Here is a 25072-nt window from a genome sequence, read left to right as displayed (position 1 = left end):
TTAAGAAAAACCCCGATAATCTATACCTAAAAACTAAAATGCATAAATCTATGCGTACCTACACTTTTTAAGAACGGAGAATAAAATCTTCAGAAGGGTGTATGGCACTAAGGCAACTATTAAAGAGCATAAACATATATACATGAAAAAAGGCACACTGTTTCTTTTACTGTTTACCTTTTTATACCAGACTGCGTGGGTTCAAAATAAATACGTTTGGAAAGAAGGTAAATCCGGCAATTACACGTATAAGTATGTGGAAGGCGATCCATTGAATGTTCGTATCTACACTTTATCCAATGGTCTTACGGTTATGTTGAGTCCCAATAAAAAGGAGCCTCGCATTACCTATCGTATGGCCGTAAGAGCCGGTAGTAATACCGATCCCAAGGATCATACGGGATTGGCACACTATCTAGAGCATATGCTCTTTAAAGGAACCGATAAGTTTGGTTCGCTTGATTGGGCTAAAGAAAAACCGCTTCTAGACAGTATTGATGCACTTTACGAGCTGTACAATCATACCACAGATTCGGCAAAGCGCAAAGCTATATACAAACAAATCGACGAAGTATCGGGGCGAGCTGCTAAATATGCCATAGCTAATGAATATGATAAAATGATGAAAGCTATGGGATCGCAGGGTACCAATGCACATACATGGGTGGAGGAAACTGTTTACGATGAGGATATTCCTTCCAACGCGGTAGATCGTCTACTTGCTGTACAGGCAGAACGCTTCCGCAATCCCATACTTCGTATTTTCCATACCGAGTTGGAAGCTGTGTATGAAGAAAAAAATCGCACACTGGATAATGACTCCTGGAAAGTATCGGAAGCGGTGCACGCGGGACTTTTTCCTACTCATAACTACGGGCAGCAAACCACCATTGGCACTATTGAGCATCTGAAAAATCCCTCGTTAAAAGCCATTAGAGAATACTATCAACAATACTATGTGCCCAATAATATGGCTGTGATTATGGCCGGAGATTTTGACCCGGATGAGTTGATCAAGAAAATTGATAAGGCCTTCAGCTATATGAGGCCGAAGCCTGTAAAAGAATATAACCCCGGTCCTGAGCAGCCTATAAAAGGGCCAGTGATAAAAGAAGTATTTGGTCCCAGCGCAGAAAACTTGACCATTGCTTTTCGAACCGGGCCATACGGTACTAGAGAAGATCTGCTTATAAAAGCCATCGATCGTATACTGGCTAATGGTAAAGCCGGACTGCTGGATCTTAATCTTAATAAGCAACAAAAAGTACTGGGAGCAGGCTGCGGTATTCGTCAATACAAAGATTATGGAGTATTCACTTTCTATGCATCACCCAAACAAGGGCAGACCTTAGACGAAGTAAAAGCCTTACTGCTCGCACAGATTGACTCGATAAAGCAAGGTAAGTTCGATGATAAGCTTTTAGATGCCATAATTGCCAACTATAAGCTTAGCGAACTTGAGGCTCAGGACTACAATGTATATCGTACCAGCTTAATGGTGGATAATTTTATTAAAACCAAAGGAAGCGGATGGAATATTCGTGTGGCAGAGCTGGATGAAATGAAGCGAATAACTAAAAAAGAAATTGTTGATTACGCTAATCAATTCTTCAGAGACGATAATTATGTAGTAATTTATAAAAGAAAAGGGGAGGATAAAAGTATCGTAAAGGTAGAAAAACCGCCTATTACTCCTGTTGAAACCAATCCGGATAAGCAATCCGACTTTTTGAAGCAAATCAATAGTATGCCCCTTTCATCTATTACTCCTAGATGGCTGGATTTTAATGTCGATTTGCAGAAAGGGCAGATAGACGATATGGAGCTCCTGTATGTACCTAATAAGCAAAACAGTCTTTTCGATCTGTATTTTCGGTACGAAATGGGAAGCTGGAATAACAAGAAACTGCCCATTGCATTGAGCTATTTGCAATATTTGGGTACAGATAAGTATTCTGCGGAAGAGATTACTAAAGAGTTTTATCAACTAGCTTCTAATTTTTCGGTAAGAAGCGGAACAGAGGATTCTTACATACAGCTAAGCGGCCTGAACGAGAATTTTGAAAAATCGCTGCAGTTATTAGAGCATCTTATCAGAAACTGTAAACCCAATGAACAGGCGCTCGCTGAGCTGAAGAATCGCCTGCAGAAATCTCGTGCTAATGCCAAAACCAATAAGAGTAGCATTTTACAAGGTTTGAACAATTACGCATTATATGGACCTTCAAATCCATTTAATTATACATTAAGTGATGAGGAGCTAAATAATCTTACCGCTGAAGAATTGGTACAAATTATACATAGCCTACCCAGCTTCAAGCCGCAAGTGATGTATTATGGCCCTATGTCTACCGCTGATTTGACGGCACATATTAGAAAAGCTCATCCCAAACCTGCATCATGGGCTACAGTACCACCTAAAGCAAAATTCACTCGTGCAGAGCAAACTGAGAATAAAGTATTTCTGGCTTATTACGACATGGTGCAGGCCGAAATGACTTGGGTGCGCAATTTGGCTCCTTATGATTTTAATAAAGAGGCGGTAGTGGATTTGTTCAATAATTATTTCGGATACGGTATGGGTTCGTTGGTATTCCGTACCATTCGGGAATCCAAAGCATTGGCCTATTCTACATATGCACGTGTAACAACACCTTCCAAAAAAGAAGACCCCTATTATATAGTGGCCTATGTGGGTAGCCAGGCTGATAAATTGCCAGAAGCGGTAAATGCAATGAATGAGTTATTAAATCAGCTTCCGGAAAATGAAAAGTCTTTTGAGGATGGGCGTGTCAGTGCTTTAAAAGATATTGAAACGGAGCGTATTCAAAAGACCGACATTCTGTTCTCTTATCTGGCTACCAAGCGTAAAGGTCTTAATGATGATCCTCGCAAGGCAAAATACGAGAAGCTAAAAAAATTAAAATTTGAGGACATCAAATCGTTCCACAACAATTATCTGGCTAATAAACCATATAGCTTTGCTATCATCGGAAGCGAAAAAAACATGAGGCCTGAGGAACTTTCAAAATATGGAACTGTGAAAGTGGTAAGTTTGGAAGAACTCTTTGGATATTAATAAAAAGTAATGTGAAAATGTTAACGGCCCTTTGCTTTAAGCAAAGGGCCGTTCTTTTATGGGGACAACTAAGCTGAATACTATTAAACCACATAGGTGGTAGAAGCTGTATCCCCGCCTCTTCCTGTCCAGTTGGTGTGGAAGAATTGACCTCGGGGCTGATCTACTCTTTCATAAGTGTGAGCTCCGAAATAATCACGCTGTGCTTGCAACAGGTTGGCTGGCAGTCTTTCTGCGCGATAGCCGTCATAGTAGTTAATGGCAGCGCTCAGACAAGGAACCGGAATGCCGTTTAACATAGCTGTTGCAGTAACAGTTCTTAAACCTTCCTGACAAGCTTGCATTTTTTCGGAGAAATAAGGATCGAGCAATAAGTTTACCAAATTGGGATCCTTATCAAATGCTTCTTTGATGTTGCCCAAGAAGCGCGAACGAATGATACAGCCACCTCTCCACATCAGGGCAATATTGCCGTAATTCAGTTCCCAGCCATATTCTTTGGCGGCAGCACGCATCATCTGGTAGCCCTGTGCGTAGGAGATGATTTTGGCGGAATATAATGCATCACGTAACTGTTCTATGAATTTTTTCTTATCACCGGTAAATGTTGGTTTTGGACCAGCCGTAAGCACTTTAGATGCTGCAACGCGTTCGTCTTTGATTGCAGACAAACATCTTGCAAAAACTGATTCGGTAATTAATGTGAGGGGAATGCCTAGCTCCAGAGCTACGGTTCCGGTCCACTTACCGGTGCCTTTTTGTCCTGCTGTATCTAGGATTTTATCAATAAGCGGTTCTCCGTTTTCTTTATATGCTAAAATATCACGGGTGATTTCAATAAGATAACTGTCAAGCTCGCCTTCATTCCACTCCTTAAACACTTCATGCATTTCATCGGTCGACATGCCTAAAAGGTCTTTCATGATTTGATATACTTCACAAATCAGCTGCATATCGCCATATTCAATACCATTATGTACCATTTTCACGAAATGTCCTGCACCACCGTCTCCTACCCAGTCACAGCAAGGAGATCCGTCATTAACTTTAGCCGCGATGCCTTGAAAGATAGTTTTTACCTCAGGCCATGCGTTTTTAGAGCCGCCGGGCATGATGGAGGGCCCCAGCAAAGCACCTTCCTCACCGCCCGATACTCCGGTACCGATGAAGTATAAGCCTTTGCTTTCTACATACTTCACCCTTCTTTCGGTATCGGGGAAGTGAGAGTTGCCTCCGTCTATGATAATATCACCTTTTTCAAGATGTGGTAATAGCAAGTCGATAAAATCATCTACGGGCTTGCCGGCTTTTACCATTAGCATAATTTTACGTGGTGTTTTCAGTGAGGCTACTAGCTCCTCTATGGAATGAGCTCCTTGTATGTTTTTTCCTTTAGCTCTTCCGTTTATGAAGTTGTCAACTTTATCTACTGTACGATTGTAGGCAGTAACGCGAAAACCCTTGCTTTCCATATTCAAAATAAGGTTTTCACCCATTACTGCCAGGCCTATAACACCTATATCTGATAATTGCGCCATAGTTTGAAGAGGTTAAATGTGATATAAAATTTTTTATCAATAAAAATAAAGTGCTCAAACTTACATGAAATTTTTCATCTTAACTTACAGCCTAAAACAATTTCGGCATGCTGACCCAATATTTACCACCGATAAATTTGATCTTTATGCGACAGATTTTAATATGTTTAATTCTGTATATAACAATGACTACTGGTTGTACATCTAAACAACAGGCAGATCTTTTTGTTTACAATGCCACCATATACACCGTTGATCCTGCTTTTAGCAAGGTGTCGGCTATGGTGATAAAAGACGGAAAGATTCTTGCAACTGGCGATAAGGATAAGCTTCAGCATCAGTATGAGTGCAAGGAAATGCTGGACGCAAAAGGAAAGTACATTTATCCTGGATTTATCGATGCCCACGCGCATTTTATTGGGTATGCACAATCTTTAATAGGAATTGATTTGGTAGGCACCCAAAGCTGGGATGAAGTACTGCAGAGGGTTGTAAATCTTGCGGACACTCAGGATAAAAATAGTTGGATTATAGGGCGAGGGTGGGATCAGAACGACTGGCAAGAAAAAGAGTTTCCTACTAATGAAAAGTTGAATGAACTATTTCCCGATAGACCGGTTTATCTTATACGGATAGATGGGCATGCCGCAATTGCAAATAACAAGGCTCTGGAAATAGCGGGCATACAGCCGGGAGATACGATTAGTGGCGGTTCTTTTTTAACCCATCAGGATAAGCTCACGGGTGTTCTGATTGATAATGCGATGGATAAAGTGGTGGCCCATATACCCGAACCTACTACGATTCAGCTGGAGCGCGCATTGCTGCGCGCGCAGCAGAATTGTTTTTCTGTAGGCTTAACAACCTTGCATGATTGCGGATTAAATTATGAAACAATAGAAGCGATCAAGTCTTTGCAAGATAAGCGTACGGTAAAAATCAGACTGTATGCGTTACTCAGCGATAATAAAAAGAATTATGATTATTTGTTGCGCAACGGCATTATTAAAACTTCCCACTTGCATGTAAGAGGATTTAAACTATTCTCCGACGGAGCTTTGGGATCGCGGGGTGCCAGTCTTCTGGAGGATTACAGTGACCAGCCGGGATGGAAAGGATTTTTATTGAGTAATGCAGAACATTTTGATTCCATTGCAGCATTGATTGCCCAACATAATTGGCAGATGTGTACCCATGCTATCGGCGATAATGGAAACAGAATGATGTTGCAGATTTATGCTAAGTATCTTAAAGGGAAGAACGATCTCCGCTGGCGTATTGAGCATGCCCAGGTGGTAAATAAAGACGATTTTCACTATTTTGGAGATTATAATATTGTTCCCTCTGTACAACCTACGCACGCTACTTCCGATATGTATTGGGCGGGTGACAGATTAGGAGTAGAAAGATTAAAGAGCGCTTATGCCTATAAACAACTATTGGAACAAAATGGCTGGATTCCGCTAGGCACCGATTTCCCGGTGGAAGATATTTCTCCCTTCAAAACCTTTTACGCCGCTGTAGTACGCAAAGATGCACAGGGTTTTCCTGAGACCGGTTTTCAAAAAGAGAATGCTTTAACCCGAGAGCAGGCTTTGCGTGGCATGACAATATGGGCTGCAAAGGCCGCATTTGAAGAAAACGAAAAAGGAAGTTTAGAGCCCGGAAAGGTTGCCGATTTTGTGATACTGGATAACGACCTGATGCATGTTCCAGAGCATGAACTATTACAGTTAAGAGTTTGGCGCACTTATTTGGGCGGTGCTATGGTGTATTCTCGATAATATTATTGTTTTTTTAGTAAAACGATATAAGTAGGGAAATGATCGCTGTATCCACCGCGATACACATCCCCATTGTAAGAACGTTTGGGATACCCTTTGTATCTGCCTGTATTCTCAATCAGGTAATCGGCTTTAAAAATATTGTTCTTGTAAAAGAAAAAACCTTGTCTCTTTTTGTCTAAGAATGAAGAAGAAATAATAATCTGATCGAACAAACTCCAAGCATCTTGATAGGCAAGAGTACCTATTCCTTTTTTGTACAGCGTAACCCAAGGATTGAACAACTCATCCTGCTGGAGTTTATTGACTTCACCCCCTGCCTTAAGTCCCTTTGTAATACTGTTATTATTAGGATCATCATTTAAGTCGCCCATCACTACAATTTTGGAGTCTGGATTGATAATGAGCAAAGAGTCGATAATATACCGAACGGTGCGCGCTGCAGCCATACGCGCCGGGGCGGATCGTTTTTCTCCGCCTGCTCGGCTGGGCCAGTGATTGACAAAAACATGAATCGGCTCTCCATCAAGCTTGCCTTTCACCCAAAGAATATCTCGTGTAAATATTGCCTCTTTCGATCCTTCAGGGATTTTTACAAAAAGTGGGCGACTTTTCTCCACTTTAAAATATTTCGGATTGTATAAAAGTGCCACATCAACTCCCCGTGCATCGCGCGAGTCGTAATGTACATATTTGTAGTTGCGAGATGCAATAAGAGGATGACGGACAAAAGTGTCTAATACAAATTTGTTTTCAATTTCAGCAACACCTAGAAGTGCCGGCCCATCGGGATTAATATCTCTACCTATTTGAGATACTACTGTAGCTAGTTTGTTTAGCTTATCATTAAACACCTGGCTTGTATAAGCTTTGCTACCACTAGGTGTAAATGCTATATCATCATGGCTACCATGAAAGATAGTATCATAAAAGTTTTCGAAATTGTAAAATGCAATGACAGCAGATTTATAAGCACTTTGTGCAGGCAGCAAAATGGCGCGAAAGCCAATTATCAAAAGCAATAATCCTTTTTTCATGTATGATTTATTTTTTTATACAAAATTATTTATATTTGTGTTAGTGGCTTATAACTACATTAGGAGTTTAATAGTTGATTTTCTCTTACCCTATGAATAACATCAGCTATGATTAAACACCTGTTATCAACGTGCGTGCTGCTTTTGTTTTTATACCCATGCCCTGCACAAATTACTCCTGCAGTGGACAGTGTATGGATTGTGGATTCTGCCTATCAGGATATTAGAAGCGAGTTGCAAGAACATATTCCTACTATTACTTTAAGTGATGAAGAAATGGAGGAAGGAGGAAATGCTACAGTGTCTTCCATTTTGACAGCCGGACGAGATCCTTTTCTTGCAGCGGCTGCATTTAATTTCAGTGTACTTCGCTTTAGACTGAGAGGTTATGAAAGCCACGGCGACGCCATTTTTATTAATGGAATTGAATTCAACGGCTTGGAAAATGGTTATGTGCCTTATTCTTTATGGGGAGGACTAAATAATGTCATGCGGATGCAGCAAAATGCATACGGATTACAAGCCAATGAATTCACTTTTGGTGCGCTAGCTTTAAATACCAATGTGGATTTGCGAGCTGCAGCTCAGCGAGTACAGACTCAAATTGGATATGCACTTTCGAATCGCAATTATAGACATCGTGTTACTCTTAATCATGCCAGCGGATTTAATAAAAAAGGCTGGGCATACAGCTTTGCACTAACTGGTCGCTATGCTCCCGAAGGATATATTCCTGGAACTTATTATGAAAGTGCCTCTTATTATGTTGCGGTAGATAAACGTATAAACCCACGCAATACTTTTTCATTTATTGCATTTGGCGCCCCTACTGAAGTAGGACGGCAGGGCGCATCTGTACAGGAAGCAATGAACCTTGCAGGAACAAATTACTACAATCCTTCCTGGGGCTGGCAAGGCAGCAAAAAACGTAATGCTAATGTGCTACAGGGTTTTCAGCCTGTGTTTATCGCAATGTATGAACATCGGCCTCATGAAAAAGTACACTGGCTTACCAACGTGGCTTATTTATTTGGCAAGAGAAAAACCAGCGCATTGGATTGGTATAATGCTCCTGATCCACGTCCTGATTATTATCGTTACTTGCCCAGCTATTATATGCAGGACAACCCAGCTCTGTATGTATCCTTATATTCTTTCTTTATTAACAATCCTGATGCACTCCAGATTCAATGGGAAAAACTTTATGAAGCTAATCGAGGAAATTTGCGCACCATTCCTGATGTAGAGGGTATACCGGGCAATGATATTACTGGTAATCGCTCCGTGTATATTTTATCCAATCGTGTAAACGACCAACAACGCATAATTGCCAATACGATATATAATTTAAAACTCAGTAGTATTAGTACTTTTACCGGAGGCGCCAGTTATCAGCAACAGATAAATCATTATTATCAGGAAGTAAAGGATCTGCTAGGCGGTGATTTCTGGGTAAATATTAATCAGTTTGCCGAACGGGATTATCCCAACAATATCGACGTGGTGCAACATGACTTGGATCGTCCTAATCGTCTTGTAAAGGAAGGGGAACAATATGGGTATAATTACAAGATAACACTTAGTCAGGCTGCGCTTTGGGCACAACTACTTTTTGTTTTTAAAAAACTCGATGTATTTGCCGCCGGAAAAATTTCCCAAACTGCTTTTTTTCGTACGGGTTTTAATCGCAATGGTCTTTTTCCGGAATCTTCTTACGGAAAGTCTTCGGTACAAAATTTTTTTAATCCAGCAGTAAAGGCGGGTGTTACATATAAGATGAATGGCCGCAATTATTTTTTCATTAACGGAACTTACAGAACCATACCACCCTTTTTTGAAAATGCCTACATATCGCAACGTACTAGAAATGATGTACAAGAAGGCTTGAAAAGCGAAACGATTATTTCGGGAGAAGCCGGATATAAATTGAGTGCTCCTCGTGTAAAACTGAGTATTACGGGATATTATACAAAAAACACTGATGGGGTGGATGTGCTTTCGTTTTATCACGACCAATATCAGAGCTTTGTCAATTATGCTTTAAGTGGAATTGACAAAGTTTATTTTGGGGGAGAGCTTGGGGCAGAGATTAAGTTGAGCTCTACTGTAAGCTTTAATGGAGCGGCGTCGGTAGGGAGTTATTATTACGACAGCCGTCCCCGTGCCATTATTACTGCCGATAATAGTGCTGCAATGTTGGGTAAGCAGACCATTTATTTAAAAAACTATCGTATTGCCTCCTCTCCTCAACAAGCATATAGCGCCGGATTCTTCTATCGTTCTCCAAAGTTCTGGTATGCAAGTATTACGGCGAATTATTTTCAGAATATGTGGTTATCCCTCAATCCTATTCGTAGAACGGCTGAAGCGATTGCTGATACGGAGCCGGATAATCCCGTGTCGGAAGCTATTAAACAAAGCATATTAGCGCAAGAACGCTTTGAGGATGTTTTTACGATAGATCTTTTTGGGGGATGGAATAAACTGCTTCATAGGAAATATTACATCAAGAATCGTCGTACCTATCTTTTGTTTACAGTGGGAGTAAATAATCTGCTTAATAATAGAAACCTTAAATCCGGAGGCTTTGAACAGCTACGGCTAGACTTCGAAGAGAAAAACGTTAATAAGTTTCCGCCTAAATATTACTATGCATACGGGATTAACTTTTTTGCCAGTATCGGTTTGAGGTTTTAATAAAACGTATCACTATGAAAAAACTTTCTTTTAATAAAAAAGCAATAGGATTGCTAGGATGTCTTTTACTGATCATTGCATCCTGTAATCGAAAATTTGATGTTCCTCCATCTAATGCTGATCCGGAAATAGATGTGACAATGACGATTATGGAATTAAAAGCACGCTATACGGCAATAGGCGACTTTAAACGCATTGATGAGGATGAAATTATTTCGGGTGTAGTAATTGCAGATGATGCATCGGGCAACTTTTATAAACAAGTCGTTATTCAAGACGAAACAGGAGGACTCCCTGTGCTGTTGGAGGGAAACAATCTGTACACACAATTTCCGGTGGGTCGTCGTATTTTTCTAAAGCTAAAAGGACTGATGCTGGGTGATTATGGCGGTACCATTCAACTCGGCATTGATTCTTCACGATCGGACGACGGCCGTTTTCTAAATCTGACCGGTATTCCTCAAGCCATGTTTGATCAGTATATTATTAAAGGCTCGTTTCATAATACCATCATACCTAAAGTTGTAAAGCCTTCTGATTTTACAAAAAGTTTGAATGATCCGTTGTTGAGTACGCTAGTGCAAATAGAAAATGCGGAGTTTAAAGATGCCGATATTAATAAAACTTATGCAGATCCTTCTAAAAACACCAGCGCGATAAATTTTACAATTAATACTTGCGATAGACAAAGTATCGTGTTGCGCAACAGTAGTTATGCTCGCTTTGCAGGAATAAATGTTCCGGATGGAAATGGTGTGCTGATTGGGGTGCCCTCGGTATTTAATGGCACGCTACAAATCTTTATTCGGGATACAGCAGATGTACAGTTTTCGGGAATACGTTGTAGTGGTCAAGCACCTATACCTACCTTAATGACTATTGAAGAAGTAAAAGCGTTTGCTGGAGGCGACTCTTCTATTCCTGCGGGTGTTTATATCAAAGGAGTTGTAGTATCTGATACAAAAAATGAAGCAGCAGGAAACTATCGTTTGCAAGATGCAACAGGAGCTATTCAAATACGTTTTGCTAATGCAAGTGTAAACCCTAACGCCTCTTTGGGCGATTCATTAACAGTAACGGTGGGAGGGCTGTCGCTAAGCACATTCAACGGTGGTTTGCAGATTAGTGGTGTGACAGTATCCGAAAAATCAGGAGCAGGTATTATTACACCTAAATCGACTACCATATCGGAAATAATAGCTAATAACCGCACTTGGGAATCATCGGTAGTAACCATAAATAATGTTTTCATTACAATACTCGAAACGAATAGCACCGGTACCAACTATCTGATAACAGACGCCACCGGATCGCTAAAGTCTTTTGTGAGAAATACGGCAGAAATTGTAATGCCCGCTTCGGCAGAGCGTATTACGGGTTATGTGTCCATCTACCAATCTACACCTGATGCAGCATTGGAAACACAACTTACATTACGCCGTCAAGAGGATATTGAAGGCGGTTTTGGAGGAGCTTTTGCTGCAGTGTATACTTTTAACGATGTTACTAACACTTCGGGAGCAGCTGATCCTACTCCCTCACCAGCTGTAGATGGATTGATGTTCGGTTCCTTTACTGCTGTAGGTGTTAGTGCTAACTCTTCAGCAAGCGGAAGATTTTCTTTCACGGGATGGCCATTGGGAGCTACAAATGGTTCGGATAACTTTACAGGAAACCTTGATACTACACGCTATTACGAGGTGACCATTACTCCCGCTGTAGGGAGACAAATGGATCTTTATAAAATTGCCTTTACGTTACAGCGTTCGGGAACCGGTGTAAGACAGGTCGCCGTTCGATCCAGTATAAACGGATTTGCCGATAATTTGCCTGTAGCTATTGATCCACCTAATAGTAATTTAACCGTGGTGGACGAAAAGGTTGTTCAAATAAGCGATGCGGCCACTACTGCGCAGAATGGATGTGTTGTAGTTTTAGATGCTACGTATACCAATATTACCACAGCAGTCACCTTTAGATTTTATGGTTTTAATGCGGAAAGCAGTGGTGGAACATTTAGTATTGATAATGTTCGTATGGAGGGGGTGGTGAAATAAATACTTTAGTGGGCCGTTCTCCTAAGGTGCGGGTTAACAAAGGCTGCTTGCCAAAGGGCAATGCGGCCTTTTTGGTTAATGCTTTTGGGTGTACCTTCGCACGGTTTAAGATGAATACGAAGATCTCCTGGCTGTTAACCGGCCTGTTATTTACCATATTGTGGTCCTCTGCGGCAACTGCAACGAAAATTGCGTTGTTGGATGCCCAACCTTTGGTTGTTGCTGTATGCAGATTTGGCATTGCCGCATTGCTGATGCTTTTTATAGCACATGGTATATTACGACAAAAGTTACCCAATCGTATAGAACTAAAACAATTAGCCATATACGGTTTACTGAACATCACTATCTATCTGGGCATTTATGTTATAGCTATGAAGGAAGTGACAGCGAGTATTGGGGCGTTAACCATAGCGGCAAGTCCGGTATTTATCAGTTTTCTATCGGTATTTGTGTTGAAGAAGCCAATCAGCGTTCAAGTGTTATTGGCATTGCTCATTTGTTTGTTCGGTTTTGTTGTTGTAGCCTGGCCGTTGTTTGACGGGGTATCGGTTACCGTAAAGGGATTGATTTTACTTGTTAGTTGTATGTTTTCCTATTCGGCAGGGACAATTTATTTCTCGTCTAAGAAATGGGACGGACTGCATTTGCTCACTATTAACGGCTGGCAGACATTATTGGGCGGTATATTTTTATTTCCGATAATGTTGATTACTTATAAGTCAGGGGCCAATCATTTTGATAAAAACTTCTGGATTGGTATCATTTGGTTGGCTACACTGGTTTCGGTGGGGGCGGTATGGCTTTGGCTGAAGCTGATTAAAGAAGATGCTGTAAAAGCCGGATTATGGTTATTCCTCTGTCCTATATTTGGTATTATTATAGCTGCCATTTTAGTAAAAGATCGCATTAGCTGGCACACCTTTGCAGGCGTGGCTTTAGTATTGTCAGGGCTAGCACTAAGTCAGTATGAAAAAAGAACAGAAACACCCATGGAATAAACCTGCAATTCTATACTATATTTGTTTTTAATTACGATTCGATATTCAATAAACGCTATTACATCACCTTGCAGACGAAGAAGAACATATACTTTTTATCGGACTTTCATTTGGGTGCACCTTCATATGAAGCAAGTCGAATTAGAGAAAAAAAGATAGTGGCGTTTCTAAATGAAATAGCCGATGGTGCTTCCGAAGTATTTTTGGTGGGGGATATGTTTGACTTTTGGTATGAGTATAAATACGTAGTCCCAAAGGGTTATTTACGTTTGTTAGGGAAACTGGCCGATTTGTCTGATGTAGGTGTAAAGCTTCATTTTTTTGTGGGCAATCACGATATGTGGGTGAGCAGTTATTTTCAGCAAGAGCTTGGTATGGCGGTTTATTTTGAACCGAAAGAATTTGAATGGAGCGGTAAAAAATTTTTAATCGGCCATGGAGATGGTTTAGGTCCGGGAGATAAGGGGTATAAGCGCTTGAAAAAAGTATTTCGCAATCCTGTGAGTCAATGGTTGTTTGGTGTACTGCCTCCACAAATAGGCATTGGCATAGCCAATTATATGAGTAAAAGAAGTCGTATTAAAACCGGTAGCTCCGAAGATGTGTTTTTGGGTGAGGACAAGGAATGGTTGGTTCAATATTGTAAAAGCAAGTTGGCTGAAAAACCCTACGATTATTTTATATTTGGTCATAGACATCTTCCGATAGATTTTAAGTTGAGTGAGCAAAGTCGTTATATCAATCTGGGAGACTGGATTAAGTTTTTTACATATGCGGTTTTTGATCATGAAGATGTGCACTTGCTGACATATCATAGTGATCCGTCTAAAATCAACCGTAATTATTGAAAAACGCACTTTACATATTACTCTTTTGTTTGTTCAGTATCTACTGCTTTGCGCAACAGTTTCCGGGAGGGCAAAAAATAAAAACTATTCCCGGCAACTATGTTTCTTTCTCCATCGATAATCTGGATAACATTTATCTGGTAAGTACTTCTAATCAGCTTAAGAAGCTAAGTGCCGTAGGCGATGAGGTTTCGGTGTTTAATGAGATTAAAAAATTTGGAGAAGTAACATGGGTAGATGTTTCTAATCCGGTAAGATTATTGCTTTACTACAAAGGTTTTTCTTCTATTGTATTATTGGATGGTATGCTAAACCAACGAGCAGCAATAGATCTGCGTCGGAAAAATCTTTTTAATGTTTCGGCCATAAGCTTGTCTTACGATAATAAAATATGGCTATACGATGAGATGGATAACAAGCTGAAGAAAATAGATGAGGAGGGGAATGTAATTTTTGCAACAGCGGATTTTAGACAGCTTTTTGATAAGGCCCTTAGTCCTATAAGAATATTCGATCAAAGTCAATACGTTTATCTTTATGACTCACTGCAGGGTATTTATGTTTTTGACTATTACGGTACCTATAAAAGTAAGATAGATATTGTTCGCTGGCAGCATGTATCTGTTAGTGATAAAATTATTTATGGTACTTATGATGGAAAATTATGTCAATACAATACTGCTACGCTGAAACTATCAGAGTGGCCAATTCCCGAGGCTTTTCGAGGATACAAACAGATTTTCAAAAAGAATAATAAACTGTATGCTTTGGGAAATGATGGCTTAGAAATTTATCTACTTAACGAAACCGCTTCTTTTTGATAAATTATTTAAGGTTTTCTCAGTACCCATATTACATTAGAAGTATATTTTGTATGATCTATGCGTTGTATTGCTATTTGCTTGTTTTTAGCAATATTTTCAATGCTTTTGCCTGATAGATAGTAAAGCGCATGTGTGGTTTTATTGAATGAAAATATTTTGGTAGACAGTTGCTCTGTGAGTTGGGTTCCTTTGTGTTTTCTTTTCAGGTCAATATCTCCATCGCGTATGATGAGTACACCGTTAGGCAACAGCGCGTCAATAGCTTTTTCAATCACTTGTTGTTGTTGTTCGGGATGGAGATAATGCAGTACATCACTTATGATGATGCCGTTGTATTTATCCAACTTAAATGCGGCAATGTCTTCACAGACAAAGTTTACATCTTCTGTTCTACTGAAACAGTGTTGTGCTGTATCTATTTTTTCTTCGTCATAATCTACTCCTGTAAATTTTCTTTTACCTTGACTGGCCCAATGCAAGATATAACTCATAAAACCATAACCACAACCCAGATCCAGAAATGTTCCTTCTTCCGGTAGTAATTCATGGAAAGGTTGGTAATAGTTTTCCAGTCTTAATTTTACTTTGAGATACCATTCCAGTACAGGGCCTTTGTAGATATAATTGAAGAATAAATGTTCTTTGAAATATTCAGGCTGCTCCAATTCTTTAGTTAAAGCTTCATGTTGTTGTTTAAAATATCGAGAGATAGATTTTGTTCTTTCTTGATAAGTGTTGCCCCAAGTACGGTCTTCATAGCTGATGCGGGGTAGATATTTAGCAGTAATAGGGCCATTTTTCAGCAAATAATCTCCTTTTGTCATGGTGTACCCTAACCCATGAAAAAGAATCGGAACAATATCCAGTTTTAACTGTTCGGCAAGATAAAAAGCCCCTTTATGGAAACGTTTCATCGGTGGATGTGACGTGCGGGTTCCTTCGGGAAATACAGCTATGGAATAACCTTGTTCTACTTGTTTGCTCAATAGATCTATACTGTTCTCTATACCGTTAGCAACCGGGTAAAAATCTGCCATCTTAACCGCCCATCCAAATACCGGTGATTTCCACACCCAATTATTGGTTAATAAAATAAGTTTGGGATTAAGCATGGCCATTTGCAAAATGTCTAGAAAAGATTGATGATTGGCTATTACAACAGCAGGTTTCTCAAATTTTTCGTTATACGGATTGATTTGCCGTTTTCTAAAATTGCCCATGATATAGAGCACAGACATACAGAACTTCGAAAGCAAATAGTGATATACTGCTTTACCCTTTTTTCTTCCCAGGAGGTTAAGCTTGATAAGAAAAATACCGATGATAGTAAGTAATATGCTTACAAAACCAAAATAGCAAAAGGAAAAAACAGAGCGGCTCCAACTCCAAATAGTCCACGGATGGAAACCTTTTTGTATACGATTCTTGATAACTATTGAAAAGAAAAACGGAATCAATATTTGCGCCATCAATACCACACACAAAATGCCAGTAACGGAAATAAAAGCAATGGAGCGTAACGCAGGATGTTGGGCGAATATGAGTACACCTAATCCCGTAATAGTAGTAATGGCAGAAAGTAATATAGATGATTTATAGGCAGCTAGATTCTTTTTGCCTGTTTTGTACTCATTCAATAAACCGTCCATTACAAACAGGCTATAATCATCTCCCAAACCGAATATTAATGCGGAGATGATAATATTTACAATGTTGAATTGAATGTTGCAGATAGCCATAATACCCAATATCCAAATCCAGCTAAATAGCATGGGGATAAAGGTCATCAGCATCAGTTCTATTCTTCCATAAGTGAACAGCAATACTCCAGCAACAATTAAGGAAACTATCCATGCGATGCGATTGAAATCTTCATTCACAATTTCTGTCAATCTTTCGGTAAGGTACTGTCTATCTAAAACTGTGACATGAGGTAATTGTTCCAGTTGGGAGATGGTCTTTGATTTGTATTGCTCCGGAACCTTTACTAAAGTGACGACCGAGGCCAGTTCTTCTTTCTCCGAAATATAATCATCCAAAAAACTATTGCGCAGGCTTTGCAATTGAGAAAACTGTATTGGCTGGTAATCTTTTTCAATCAGTGCTCTGAAATTATTAATACCATCTTCAGTAAAGCCGTTTTTTGGTGCTAGCGAAGTAAGCTCTTGCAGTACTGCCTGTTTTTTAGAATCACTCCAGAATGTTTTCCATTGTTGTATTCTTTGCTGCTGCAGGGTTGCAGACACAAAAAGATTGGCCACTCCCGAGCTACTGTAAACGATGCCCTCGTTTTTAAGAGTATGTATATGCTGCTGCAGGGCTTCGTTCTTCTGCAACGCTTCATTTAGGTCATTTCCTTCGCTTACTATGTAAATAGATTTTAAGGCAGCACCACTAATACTGTTAAGTTTGTTTTCTGCTGCTTTAACTTTCTCGGACATGTAATTCAGCTGCGTCATATCGGGCTCAAAAGATACTTTACCAGCAAATCGGTAAAGAATAATAGTAATAATGAAAATCGCAGCAACCAACCATTTATTATGCTCAAAACGAATGGAGGAAATCTTGTCGAGCCAGGTAGGACGAGGCGTAGCATTATATTTATGGGTAGTAATAAAATGCGGTAGGAATATTAGAGAGCATAGGGCGGCGCCAATCAAACTAAAACCACCAAACAACCCCAAGTCCTTCAACATGTCTGAAGTGGCATATTGCAGACTAAAGAACCCCAGAATAGTTGTTGCGCTTCCGATGGTTAACGGGAATGAAAGATCGGCAATAACCTTTCTTAGATCTCCGGTATGGCGATAATGATTAATAACATGCAATGAATAGTTGACCGCAATTCCCAGCACCAGCGAACCGGTGCCCAACGCAATGACTGAAATACTACCCTTTATAAAACAAATAGCAGCCAGCGCCAGCGAGGCTCCATATACCACCGGCACCAAAATGAGCAAGGGCGCTCTTTTCTTTCTGAAGTAAAAACCCAAAAATAAAACGATTAACAGTACGGTGATGCCCTGAGTTAATAGCGTGTCTTGTCTTAATTGTGCAGCATTGCTCTGCGATACTACTGCTGCTCCAAAATATTTTGTATCGATATTACCAAACTGCGATTGTGACAGTGAGTCCGTGATGCGATCTATAATTGAGAAAAAATCTTTATTAGCTCCGGTGTTTCCGGCAGGATAAGCCGGAGTGATAAAGAGTAGTATTGTTTTTTTATCTCGTGTGACGAAATGATTGTTGTGTAAAGTAAAATTATCTTCGTATTGTAGTTGCTGTAGTTTCTTTAATGCTAGAAAAGAAATACCCGAAGGATCATTGAGTACAACATTCTTTATAGGTGCAGGACCGGGAATACTTAATATAGAACTACTTCGAGCTAGTGATTTGGTTAGCTCGGGTGCTTGTAGTAGTGTATCTATTTTTTTATAATCATCTTCTGTAAGAAAAACCGGAAGATGATGCTGCATGGTTTCAAAAAGAGTATACGTGAAATCCTCGTCAATTTTATAGCGTAGATTTTTGATGTAGGTACTTGCTTGGTGTTGCAATGCTTCTGCAAATGCATCGGCATAAGCAACCAAGCTATCAGGCTGTGTGGCGGCAGTGTCTTTTACGGAAGCCATCACTACTAGCTTGTCTGCAAATTTGGAATTCTCAAAAATCTGGGTAAGTTTTTCCGTTTTATGATCTTTCGGAAGAATGGCGTAAATATCCTCTACGAATTTAATTCTGGAAGCAAAGAAAATAAAAACTGCCAGTGTAGAAAAAAAGGAGCAGTAAAGAGCAGTCTTGTTCTTTCTAAAAAAATCAAATATCGATGTAAATATCTTTTGCATATAGCCGTTGCTTGAAGTCCGATGGTGTGAGCAATCCTAATACTGCCGTGTTAAGAATAAGTACGCTTTTTTAATTTGCGGACTTTCAAAAATAAAAATGTAATCAACCCAAACAGTATTCCGATTATGATGGCAAGAACCATGCTTCCGTAAATATACTGTTCTATATTCAGCCAAATTTTGGTAAGTGTCAACTCCTTGTTGAAAGAAATGTCTACCGCTCTGCCCCCCATAAAGGGTTTGCCTAGTTTATAACTTAGGAAAACGATAACGGGAATCAAAGGTGGAATGCTAATGTGCACAGCGAGTACAAATAAGGCTTTATTCAGTCTAAACAGATGTGCCAGCGCAATGCCTACTAGTAATTGAAATCCCCATATGGGTACAATACCCATAAAGCCTCCAAAGGCTGTGGAACAGGCTTTTACGATATCGGGCTCTCCGGGTTTTAGCAACAAATTTTTAAGTTCTTGTCGCCAGTTTTGCTTGGTAAACCGACGAAAGAAATTGCGTGGCCAAATGTAGCAAAAGCAGATGGTTACCAAAACTGTATTTACAATACTGATACGTGTAAAATCTTTAAAAGGCCTGAAATGCGAAATCCTTTCGTCTTTTGGAGGGTAGTATACAGTGATGGGTACCGATACTACCTTTACTCCTGCCCATGCAAGCCGCACAATCACTTCAATTTCGAACTCATATTTGCGCGTAAAGAACTTCATTTTTTTTAGAGCCTGGAGCGGGTACAATCTATAACCCGTTTGAGTATCGGGTAGCGCAATGCCCGTTTCCACCTTATACCAGAAATTGCTGAACTTATTGCCAAAGCTACTTTTTCCGGGAACATTGTCTGCTGTATCCATATTGCGCGCTCCCATAATCAGTGCCGGTCCTTCTTCTTGGAGTTTATGAATAAAAACCGGAAGATCTTTGGCAAAATGCTGCCCATCGGAGTCAATAGTAACGGCATAATCGTATTGCAGCTCTAGCGCTTTTTTGAAGCCGGTGCGCAATGCCATTCCTTTCCCTGCATTGGGGGTATAGGATACAATAGTAATATTGTCAAATTCTCTGAGAATTTGTTCCGTATTATCAGTAGAGCCGTCGTTTACAACAATTACATTATGTGTGTATTGCAATACATCGCAGATAACAGATTGAATGGTTCTGGCGTTATTATATGTAGGAATAATAACGCAGACCCTTAAATTATTAAAGGTATTTCTGATATCCTGATAATATGTAGATGGAGCTATCTTTTCCAAGCTCCAAAAATAAAGCTTGCAAAAGTATAAAACTAAAAAGTATATCGCACCGCCACCCCTAAGGTGCCTATCTGAAGCGGTGAAAATGAATCCGGAGCAGATAAGTAAACGGTCGGTCGCCAGTCTGCTGTAAGATTGAGCGGTGTATTTTTAAACTTGTAGTCAATGCCGCATGTTCCGAACAAGCCAGCACCGAATCCTTCATAAAAATTGTTTTTAGAAAAAATATGAAATAAGATTAAACCACCGCCGGCAAACCAACGTAGATGTTCATTTGTAGCAGTTTCAATATCTACATGATACTGATAAGCGCCTGCCAAGCTGATACCGGGAGAAAAACTTTGCCCCGAAGTGCCAGGTACATACATGTTGCGACCGCCAAATCCTAGGTTGAACTCTAATGCATCGTGATTAGCTAAAAAGCTTTTATAAGATAATGCTAGCACATCATAACCTATATAGGTGTTGAACCGAACACCTACAGCATTTTTGTAACCATTTTGAGCACAGAGAAAATTTGTTAATAACAAAAACAGTGCAACCGGCAGAAGAGTTTTCTTCATCTTCATAATAATGGAGTGTTTTTGTATTTAAGGGGCTAATGTAAAATATCCCACAAGGGGAATATTTAATACAATGTTTAATAGAGGGCCAGTGTGCTTTTCACACTCTTCAGTAAATAAAAAATACTTTTATTTTATAAATTTACGCATTTTTTAAAATGAATTATTGGAAATTACTTGTAACTGTTTTTTTCTTTTTTCTGATAAATAATCCTACATTAGAGGCTCAGGGATTGGATCGGACAAATTTGTATAAAGCGTTGGAAACAGGACAATCTGAAGCGATTGATCATCAATTGTCAGTGTTGAAAGATATAAAAGGAAACGACAAAACTGCTTTTGAGGGCGCTTTACTGATGCGTAAGTCTGCTTTATTAAAAGTTCCGGCTCAAAAGCTGAATACGTTTAAGCAGGGGCACAGACAACTGGAATTGGCAATCCGGGCAGAACCCAAAAATGTGGAATATCGTTTCTTAAGGTTGATGATTCAGGAGCATGCACCTAAAATGCTTCATTACAAGGGGAATTTATTAGAGGATAGTCAACTAATTGCTAAGGGGTTCAAATCTTTACAACCAACATTAAAAGCTATTGTATTGAATTATAGCAAAACCTCAAAAGCTCTGCCAGAAAGCTCTTTAAAATAATGGATAAGAATGTATTAGCAGTTTATTATACCCAGTCGGGGCAGTTAAAGCAAATATTAGATAATTTTGTGCAGCCTTTTATAGACGCTGGACATACAGTGGAGTTTTTGGAAATAAAACCCACAAAACCATTTCCTTTTCCTTGGCCGATAGCCGATTTTTTTGATACAGTTCCGGAATCCGTAGAGGTAATTCCTACTTCGTTACAGCCTTGGGAAACAAAGCGCAATCAATACGATTTGGTGATTTTGGGTTGGCAACCGTGGAACTTATCGCCCAGCATTCCTTTTAATTCCATCATGCAGGATGAGAAGTTCAAGGCAATTATTAAGGATACCCCAGTTATTACCATCAGCGGGTGTCGCAATATGTGGATTAATGCTCAGGAAAAAAATAAAAAACTGATCCATGCGGCAGGCGCACGTCTGGTAGGAAATATTGCACTGGTCGACAGACATCTCAATCATTTGAGCTATGTAACGATATTTCACTGGTTAGGTACTGGACGTAAAGACAGAAAATGGGGGATATTTCCCAAACCTGGTGTATCTGATGAAGATATTCGGGGTGCATCGCGGTTTGGTGAGGTTGTGAAGGATTTTCTTCAGAAAAATAGCTGGGATGGGCTTCAGGAGAGCTTGCTGCAACTAGGTGCGGCTCGTGTCAAATATTCCCTAATGTTTATTGAGCGTAAGGCAGGAAAGATTTTTCAGAAATGGGTGAACATCATTAATAAATACCCTCAGAAAAGGAAAAAAATACTTGTACTATATAAATATTATCTTGCCATTGCATTACTGGTAGCATCACCCATAATATTATTGGTAGATTTATTATTTTTCAGGGCATTTTTACAAAAAAGAATCAAGAGGCAAATGGAATATTATAGAGGCGTTGCTTATCATCCTGAAATTCACGCGTAAAGCTGTTGTTTTTTTATTTTAATTATTTGTTATTCGTAAATCAGTTATATTGGGCGGTGAAATAAAGGAGTTTTCTTGCCTAAATTTCATTCCTGATTATTTTAAAAGAGAAAAAAGAGTATGTCATTAAACGAAGTCTATATTACCCGTACCTCACATTATTTTCCTAACCAACCTGTAGGAAATGAGGAGATGGAAGAGTATCTGGGGTACATCAACGGAAAACCCTCCAAGTCGCGTAGAATTGTATTAAGAAACAATGGGATTACTAACAGATATTATGCTTTGGAGAAAGGTGGAAAGGTTACCCATACCAATGCCCAACTCACTGCAGAAGCTATAAAGGAACTTTTTAAAGACGACCCAGAAGGGTTCAAATCGGTAGATGTGTTGGCTTGTGGTACATCCTCACCCGATCAGATCATGCCCTCGCATGCAGTAATGGTGCATGGTTGGTTGCCTGAATTAGGTAAGCTGGAAGTAGTTTCCCCAAGCGGTGTATGTTGCGCCGGTATGCATGCATTAAAGTACGCTTACATGGCGGTGAAAACCGGAGACGCCCAGCATGCTATCGCTACCGGTTCGGAGAGATTTTCTGCTTCTTTAGTCGCCCACCAGTTCGAGGATGAAGTGCATAAGTTGGAAGAGTTGGAGCAAAATCCATATATCAGCTTTGATAAAGAGTTTTTACGTTGGATGCTGTCTGATGGTGCATCCGCCTTCTTGTTAAGCAATAAACCTAATCCGGAAGGATTAAGCTTAAAAGTGGAGTGGATAGAAGGACTTTCCTATGCCGATGATATGGAGCCCTGTATGTATTGTGGTGCTGAGAAGTTAGAAGACGGTACGCTGAAAAGCTATCTGGAATTTACACACGAAGAGCTGGGCGAAAAATCCATCATGAGTATTAAGCAGGATGTCAAGCTGCTAAGTCCCAATATCGTTCCGTTGGGAGGACGCCCACTGCCCGAGCTTTTCGAAAGAAGAGGGCTTAATCCGGATGATATTACCTGGTACTGTCCACACATGAGCAGCAACTTCTTTAGAGATAAGATTTACGAAGAGCATTTGAAATTAGGCCATCATATACCTTACGAAAAATGGTTCGTGAATTTGAGCTATGTAGGAAATGTGGGGGCCGCATCGGTATACCTAATGGTGGATGAACTGCTGCATAGTGGAAAATTGAAGAAAGGCGATAAAATATTTTTACTCGTTCCCGAAAGTTCAAGATTCAGCTATATGTATGCGCTACTTACCGTAGTATAAAGGCATATAACAATATTTAGAAAAGGTGGAGGCTTACAGCTTTCACCTTTTCTATTAGTAGGAGAAAACCTTAAATTCGTAGGAGAAAAGCAGGTTTGTTAAAGAATTGCTTTCTGAAATACAGTAAAATGAAAAAAGAGGAAATACCGCAGGACAACGGAGCATTGGGGCGTATTGCCAAAGAGGTTACCTACGTCATTGATGAAACAGGTAATTACACTATTGGTAAAAGCACAGGCTGGGAAGTAAAAACCGAAGCGTTAAATGTGGCCTGGAGTGAGGTAGAGAAGAAGATTGAAGCGGCACGCCAAAAAGTATTGAATGGCGAGGCTAGTCCTATCTTGTATTTCATGGAAAAAAAGATAATGGATATTTCTATTTTATCTTCCTATACCGGTTTCTGGAAATGGACCGTAAAGCGTCATCTAAAACCTTCTGTATTTAAAAAGCTATCAGATCAAAAGCTTCAGAAATATGCGGAAATATTTGAAATAAGTATTGATGAACTGAAAAATCCATTTGGGAAATAATTGTTGTGCCGAATGGAGCTTTGTTCATAGCTTTACCGCTTCTTAAGCATTAAAAAACTTACAGCAATTTTGGAAACAAGTCATCAAGCACATCATACTGAAGAATCTTTGGATAACCTGCATAGTGGTTTTCATCATATGCAGGCGGCGCATTGTGAAAATGGCGTTACAACGGCATTACTAAAGCATTACGGTATTCATAAGCTTACCGAGCCCTTGGTTTTTGGTATTGGATCCGGATTGTTTTACATTCAATTGCCTTTTATGAAGGTAAACGGAGGTCCGGCGATTTCCTTTCGTACCATGCCTGGACTGATTTTTAAAAGAACCTGTACAGCGTTAGGTGTTCCTGTTACACGTAAGAAATATACTTCTCCACAGAAAGCTATGCAGGAACTGGATGAACGTCTGGCACAGGGTAAGCCTACTGCGTGTCAGGTAGGAGTGTTTTATCTAACTTATTTCCCAAAGGAATATCGCTTCCATTTCAACGCTCATAATTTGATAGTTGTAGACAAGCAAGGCGATAACTATATCATTAGCGATCCCATCATGGAAACCTTGGTTTCCATGACCAGTTACGAATTACAGCGTGTGCGTTTTGCCAAGGGCGCATTTGCACCACGCGGGCAGATGTATTATCCGGGGGATAACCTAACCGAAGCTACTGATGAGCAGATTCGTAATGGTATTATTAAAGGCATTAAACGTAACTGTCGCGATATGCTGCTGATTCCCGGCTCCTTTGCCGGTGCAAAGGGTATTGCATACACCGGACGGCAGATAAAAAAATGGAAAAATAAACTCGGTGATGACAAAGCGCGCGCTTATTTGGCCCAGCTCGTGCGTATGCAAGAAGAAATTGGCACCGGGGGTGGTGGATTTCGTTTTATTTACGGGGCTTTTTTGCAACAAGCCCATGCTTATCTTCCTATCGACGAGTTACTCGATGTGTCACAACAAATTACTGTTACCGGCGATAAATGGAGGGGTGCTGCTATACAGGCTGCTGGTATTTATAAAGGACGCCTCGGCTCTCAAGCAGACTACGACGATATGGGAAACCGACTCATCGAAATTGCCGAACTGGAGAAAAAAGCCTTTAAAAACTTGCAAAATGCAATTAAAAAGGCAAAATCTTTAGTTTAGTATAGATGGAGTA

At 39.9% G+C, this 25072-nt stretch carries 17 protein-coding genes; 12 read left to right on the top strand and 5 right to left on the bottom strand.

Annotated features, from left to right (window positions below; genetic code table 11):
- Nucleotides 1-142 precede the first annotated feature (142 nt).
- Nucleotides 143-3079 carry a M16 family metallopeptidase gene (locus tag V2H41_RS08290; RefSeq protein ID WP_330974677.1) on the top strand — a complete coding sequence of 979 codons (2937 nt, stop codon included), beginning with the start codon at nucleotides 143-145 and terminating at the stop codon, nucleotides 3077-3079.
- An 83-nt stretch (nucleotides 3080-3162) separates the two neighbouring features.
- Here the strand turns inward: V2H41_RS08290 and gnd are convergent, their stop codons facing one another.
- A complete protein-coding gene (gene gnd / locus V2H41_RS08285) occupies nucleotides 3163-4617 on the bottom strand; it encodes a decarboxylating NADP(+)-dependent phosphogluconate dehydrogenase (RefSeq protein ID WP_330974676.1) in 1455 nt (484 codons plus the stop codon).
- Nucleotides 4618-4763: 146 nt separating this feature from the next.
- On the opposite strand from gnd, the gene V2H41_RS08280 reads away from it, so the two are divergent.
- The gene (locus V2H41_RS08280; protein WP_330974675.1) at nucleotides 4764-6401 is read left to right on the top strand and encodes an amidohydrolase; all 1638 of its coding nucleotides are present in this window, start codon (nucleotides 4764-4766) and stop codon (nucleotides 6399-6401) included.
- 2 nt (nucleotides 6402-6403) lie between these two features.
- On the opposite strand, the gene V2H41_RS08275 is transcribed toward V2H41_RS08280, so the two are convergent.
- Complete coding sequence (locus V2H41_RS08275) at nucleotides 6404-7438, bottom strand: endonuclease/exonuclease/phosphatase family protein (protein WP_330974674.1); 1035 nt, start codon at nucleotides 7436-7438, stop codon at nucleotides 6404-6406.
- 183 nt (nucleotides 7439-7621) lie between these two features.
- On the opposite strand from V2H41_RS08275, the gene V2H41_RS08270 reads away from it, so the two are divergent.
- From V2H41_RS08270 to V2H41_RS08250, 5 genes are all read left to right on the top strand, one after another.
- On the top strand, nucleotides 7622-10135 hold the full coding sequence (locus V2H41_RS08270) for a TonB-dependent receptor (protein WP_330974673.1): 2514 nt from the start codon (nucleotides 7622-7624) through the stop codon (nucleotides 10133-10135).
- Nucleotides 10136-10149: 14 nt separating this feature from the next.
- Complete coding sequence (locus tag V2H41_RS08265) at nucleotides 10150-12192, top strand: DUF5689 domain-containing protein (protein ID WP_330974672.1); 2043 nt, start codon at nucleotides 10150-10152, stop codon at nucleotides 12190-12192.
- A 110-nt stretch (nucleotides 12193-12302) separates the two neighbouring features.
- The gene (locus V2H41_RS08260; RefSeq protein WP_330974671.1) at nucleotides 12303-13193 is read left to right on the top strand and encodes a DMT family transporter; all 891 of its coding nucleotides are present in this window, start codon (nucleotides 12303-12305) and stop codon (nucleotides 13191-13193) included.
- 158 nt (nucleotides 13194-13351) lie between these two features.
- Nucleotides 13352-14041: a UDP-2,3-diacylglucosamine diphosphatase gene (locus V2H41_RS08255; protein ID WP_330974670.1), complete on the top strand. Its 690-nt coding sequence runs from the start codon at nucleotides 13352-13354 to the stop codon at nucleotides 14039-14041.
- Nucleotides 14038-14862 (top strand): hypothetical protein, encoded by an 825-nt coding sequence (locus tag V2H41_RS08250; RefSeq protein ID WP_330974669.1) that lies wholly within the window; start codon nucleotides 14038-14040, stop codon nucleotides 14860-14862. Before V2H41_RS08255 ends, V2H41_RS08250 begins: the two co-directional genes overlap by 4 nt.
- A gap of 8 nt (nucleotides 14863-14870) precedes the next feature.
- Here the strand turns inward: V2H41_RS08250 and V2H41_RS08245 are convergent, their stop codons facing one another.
- From V2H41_RS08245 to V2H41_RS08235, 3 genes are read right to left on the bottom strand one after another with little or no spacing between them, the layout of a single operon-like run.
- Nucleotides 14871-18713: a 1-acyl-sn-glycerol-3-phosphate acyltransferase gene (locus V2H41_RS08245; RefSeq protein ID WP_330974668.1), complete on the bottom strand. Its 3843-nt coding sequence runs from the start codon at nucleotides 18711-18713 to the stop codon at nucleotides 14871-14873.
- 50 nt (nucleotides 18714-18763) lie between these two features.
- Complete coding sequence (locus tag V2H41_RS08240; RefSeq protein WP_330974667.1) at nucleotides 18764-19978, bottom strand: DUF2062 domain-containing protein; 1215 nt, start codon at nucleotides 19976-19978, stop codon at nucleotides 18764-18766.
- A gap of 32 nt (nucleotides 19979-20010) precedes the next feature.
- On the bottom strand, nucleotides 20011-20541 hold the full coding sequence (locus V2H41_RS08235) for a hypothetical protein (RefSeq protein ID WP_330974666.1): 531 nt from the start codon (nucleotides 20539-20541) through the stop codon (nucleotides 20011-20013).
- Nucleotides 20542-20699: 158 nt separating this feature from the next.
- Here V2H41_RS08235 and V2H41_RS08230 point away from each other — a divergent pair, with 158 nt between their 5' ends.
- The 5 genes from V2H41_RS08230 (at nucleotide 20700) to darH (ending at nucleotide 25059) form a co-directional block, all read left to right on the top strand.
- On the top strand, nucleotides 20700-21188 hold the full coding sequence (locus V2H41_RS08230; protein WP_330974665.1) for a hypothetical protein: 489 nt from the start codon (nucleotides 20700-20702) through the stop codon (nucleotides 21186-21188).
- Complete coding sequence (locus V2H41_RS08225; RefSeq protein ID WP_330974664.1) at nucleotides 21188-22111, top strand: hypothetical protein; 924 nt, start codon at nucleotides 21188-21190, stop codon at nucleotides 22109-22111. Before V2H41_RS08230 ends, V2H41_RS08225 begins: the two co-directional genes overlap by 1 nt.
- Before the next feature lie 120 nt (nucleotides 22112-22231).
- The gene (gene darB, locus V2H41_RS08220; RefSeq protein ID WP_330974663.1) at nucleotides 22232-23380 is read left to right on the top strand and encodes a dialkylresorcinol biosynthesis protein DarB; all 1149 of its coding nucleotides are present in this window, start codon (nucleotides 22232-22234) and stop codon (nucleotides 23378-23380) included.
- A gap of 128 nt (nucleotides 23381-23508) precedes the next feature.
- Nucleotides 23509-23910, top strand: coding sequence for a flexirubin biosynthesis protein DarG (gene DarG, locus V2H41_RS08215; protein ID WP_330974662.1), 402 nt, complete (start codon nucleotides 23509-23511; stop codon nucleotides 23908-23910).
- A gap of 69 nt (nucleotides 23911-23979) precedes the next feature.
- Complete coding sequence (gene darH, locus V2H41_RS08210; protein ID WP_330974661.1) at nucleotides 23980-25059, top strand: BtrH-related acyltransferase DarH; 1080 nt, start codon at nucleotides 23980-23982, stop codon at nucleotides 25057-25059.
- Nucleotides 25060-25072 lie beyond the last annotated feature (13 nt).

The organism is Niabella digestorum, from assembly GCF_036409055.1.
In the GTDB taxonomy this organism is placed as follows: domain Bacteria; phylum Bacteroidota; class Bacteroidia; order Chitinophagales; family Chitinophagaceae; genus Niabella; species Niabella composti.
This window is presented reverse-complemented; position numbering and strand designations above follow the sequence as displayed.

Excerpts from the sequence above, each read along its gene's own strand:
- V2H41_RS08290 (WP_330974677.1), top strand. The coding sequence starts at position 143 with ATGAAAAAAGGCACACTGTTTCTTTTACTGTTTACCTTTTTATACCAG.
- gnd (WP_330974676.1), bottom strand. The coding sequence starts at position 4,617 with ATGGCGCAATTATCAGATATAGGTGTTATAGGCCTGGCAGTAATGGGT.
- V2H41_RS08280 (WP_330974675.1), top strand. The coding sequence starts at position 4,764 with ATGCGACAGATTTTAATATGTTTAATTCTGTATATAACAATGACTACT.
- V2H41_RS08275 (WP_330974674.1), bottom strand. The coding sequence starts at position 7,438 with ATGAAAAAAGGATTATTGCTTTTGATAATTGGCTTTCGCGCCATTTTG.
- V2H41_RS08265 (WP_330974672.1), top strand. The coding sequence starts at position 10,150 with ATGAAAAAACTTTCTTTTAATAAAAAAGCAATAGGATTGCTAGGATGT.
- V2H41_RS08260 (WP_330974671.1), top strand. The coding sequence starts at position 12,303 with ATGAATACGAAGATCTCCTGGCTGTTAACCGGCCTGTTATTTACCATA.
- V2H41_RS08245 (WP_330974668.1), bottom strand. The coding sequence starts at position 18,713 with ATGCAAAAGATATTTACATCGATATTTGATTTTTTTAGAAAGAACAAG.
- V2H41_RS08235 (WP_330974666.1), bottom strand. The coding sequence starts at position 20,541 with ATGAAGAAAACTCTTCTGCCGGTTGCACTGTTTTTGTTATTAACAAAT.
- V2H41_RS08230 (WP_330974665.1), top strand. The coding sequence starts at position 20,700 with ATGAATTATTGGAAATTACTTGTAACTGTTTTTTTCTTTTTTCTGATA.
- V2H41_RS08225 (WP_330974664.1), top strand. The coding sequence starts at position 21,188 with ATGGATAAGAATGTATTAGCAGTTTATTATACCCAGTCGGGGCAGTTA.
- darB (WP_330974663.1), top strand. The coding sequence starts at position 22,232 with ATGTCATTAAACGAAGTCTATATTACCCGTACCTCACATTATTTTCCT.
- DarG (WP_330974662.1), top strand. The coding sequence starts at position 23,509 with ATGAAAAAAGAGGAAATACCGCAGGACAACGGAGCATTGGGGCGTATT.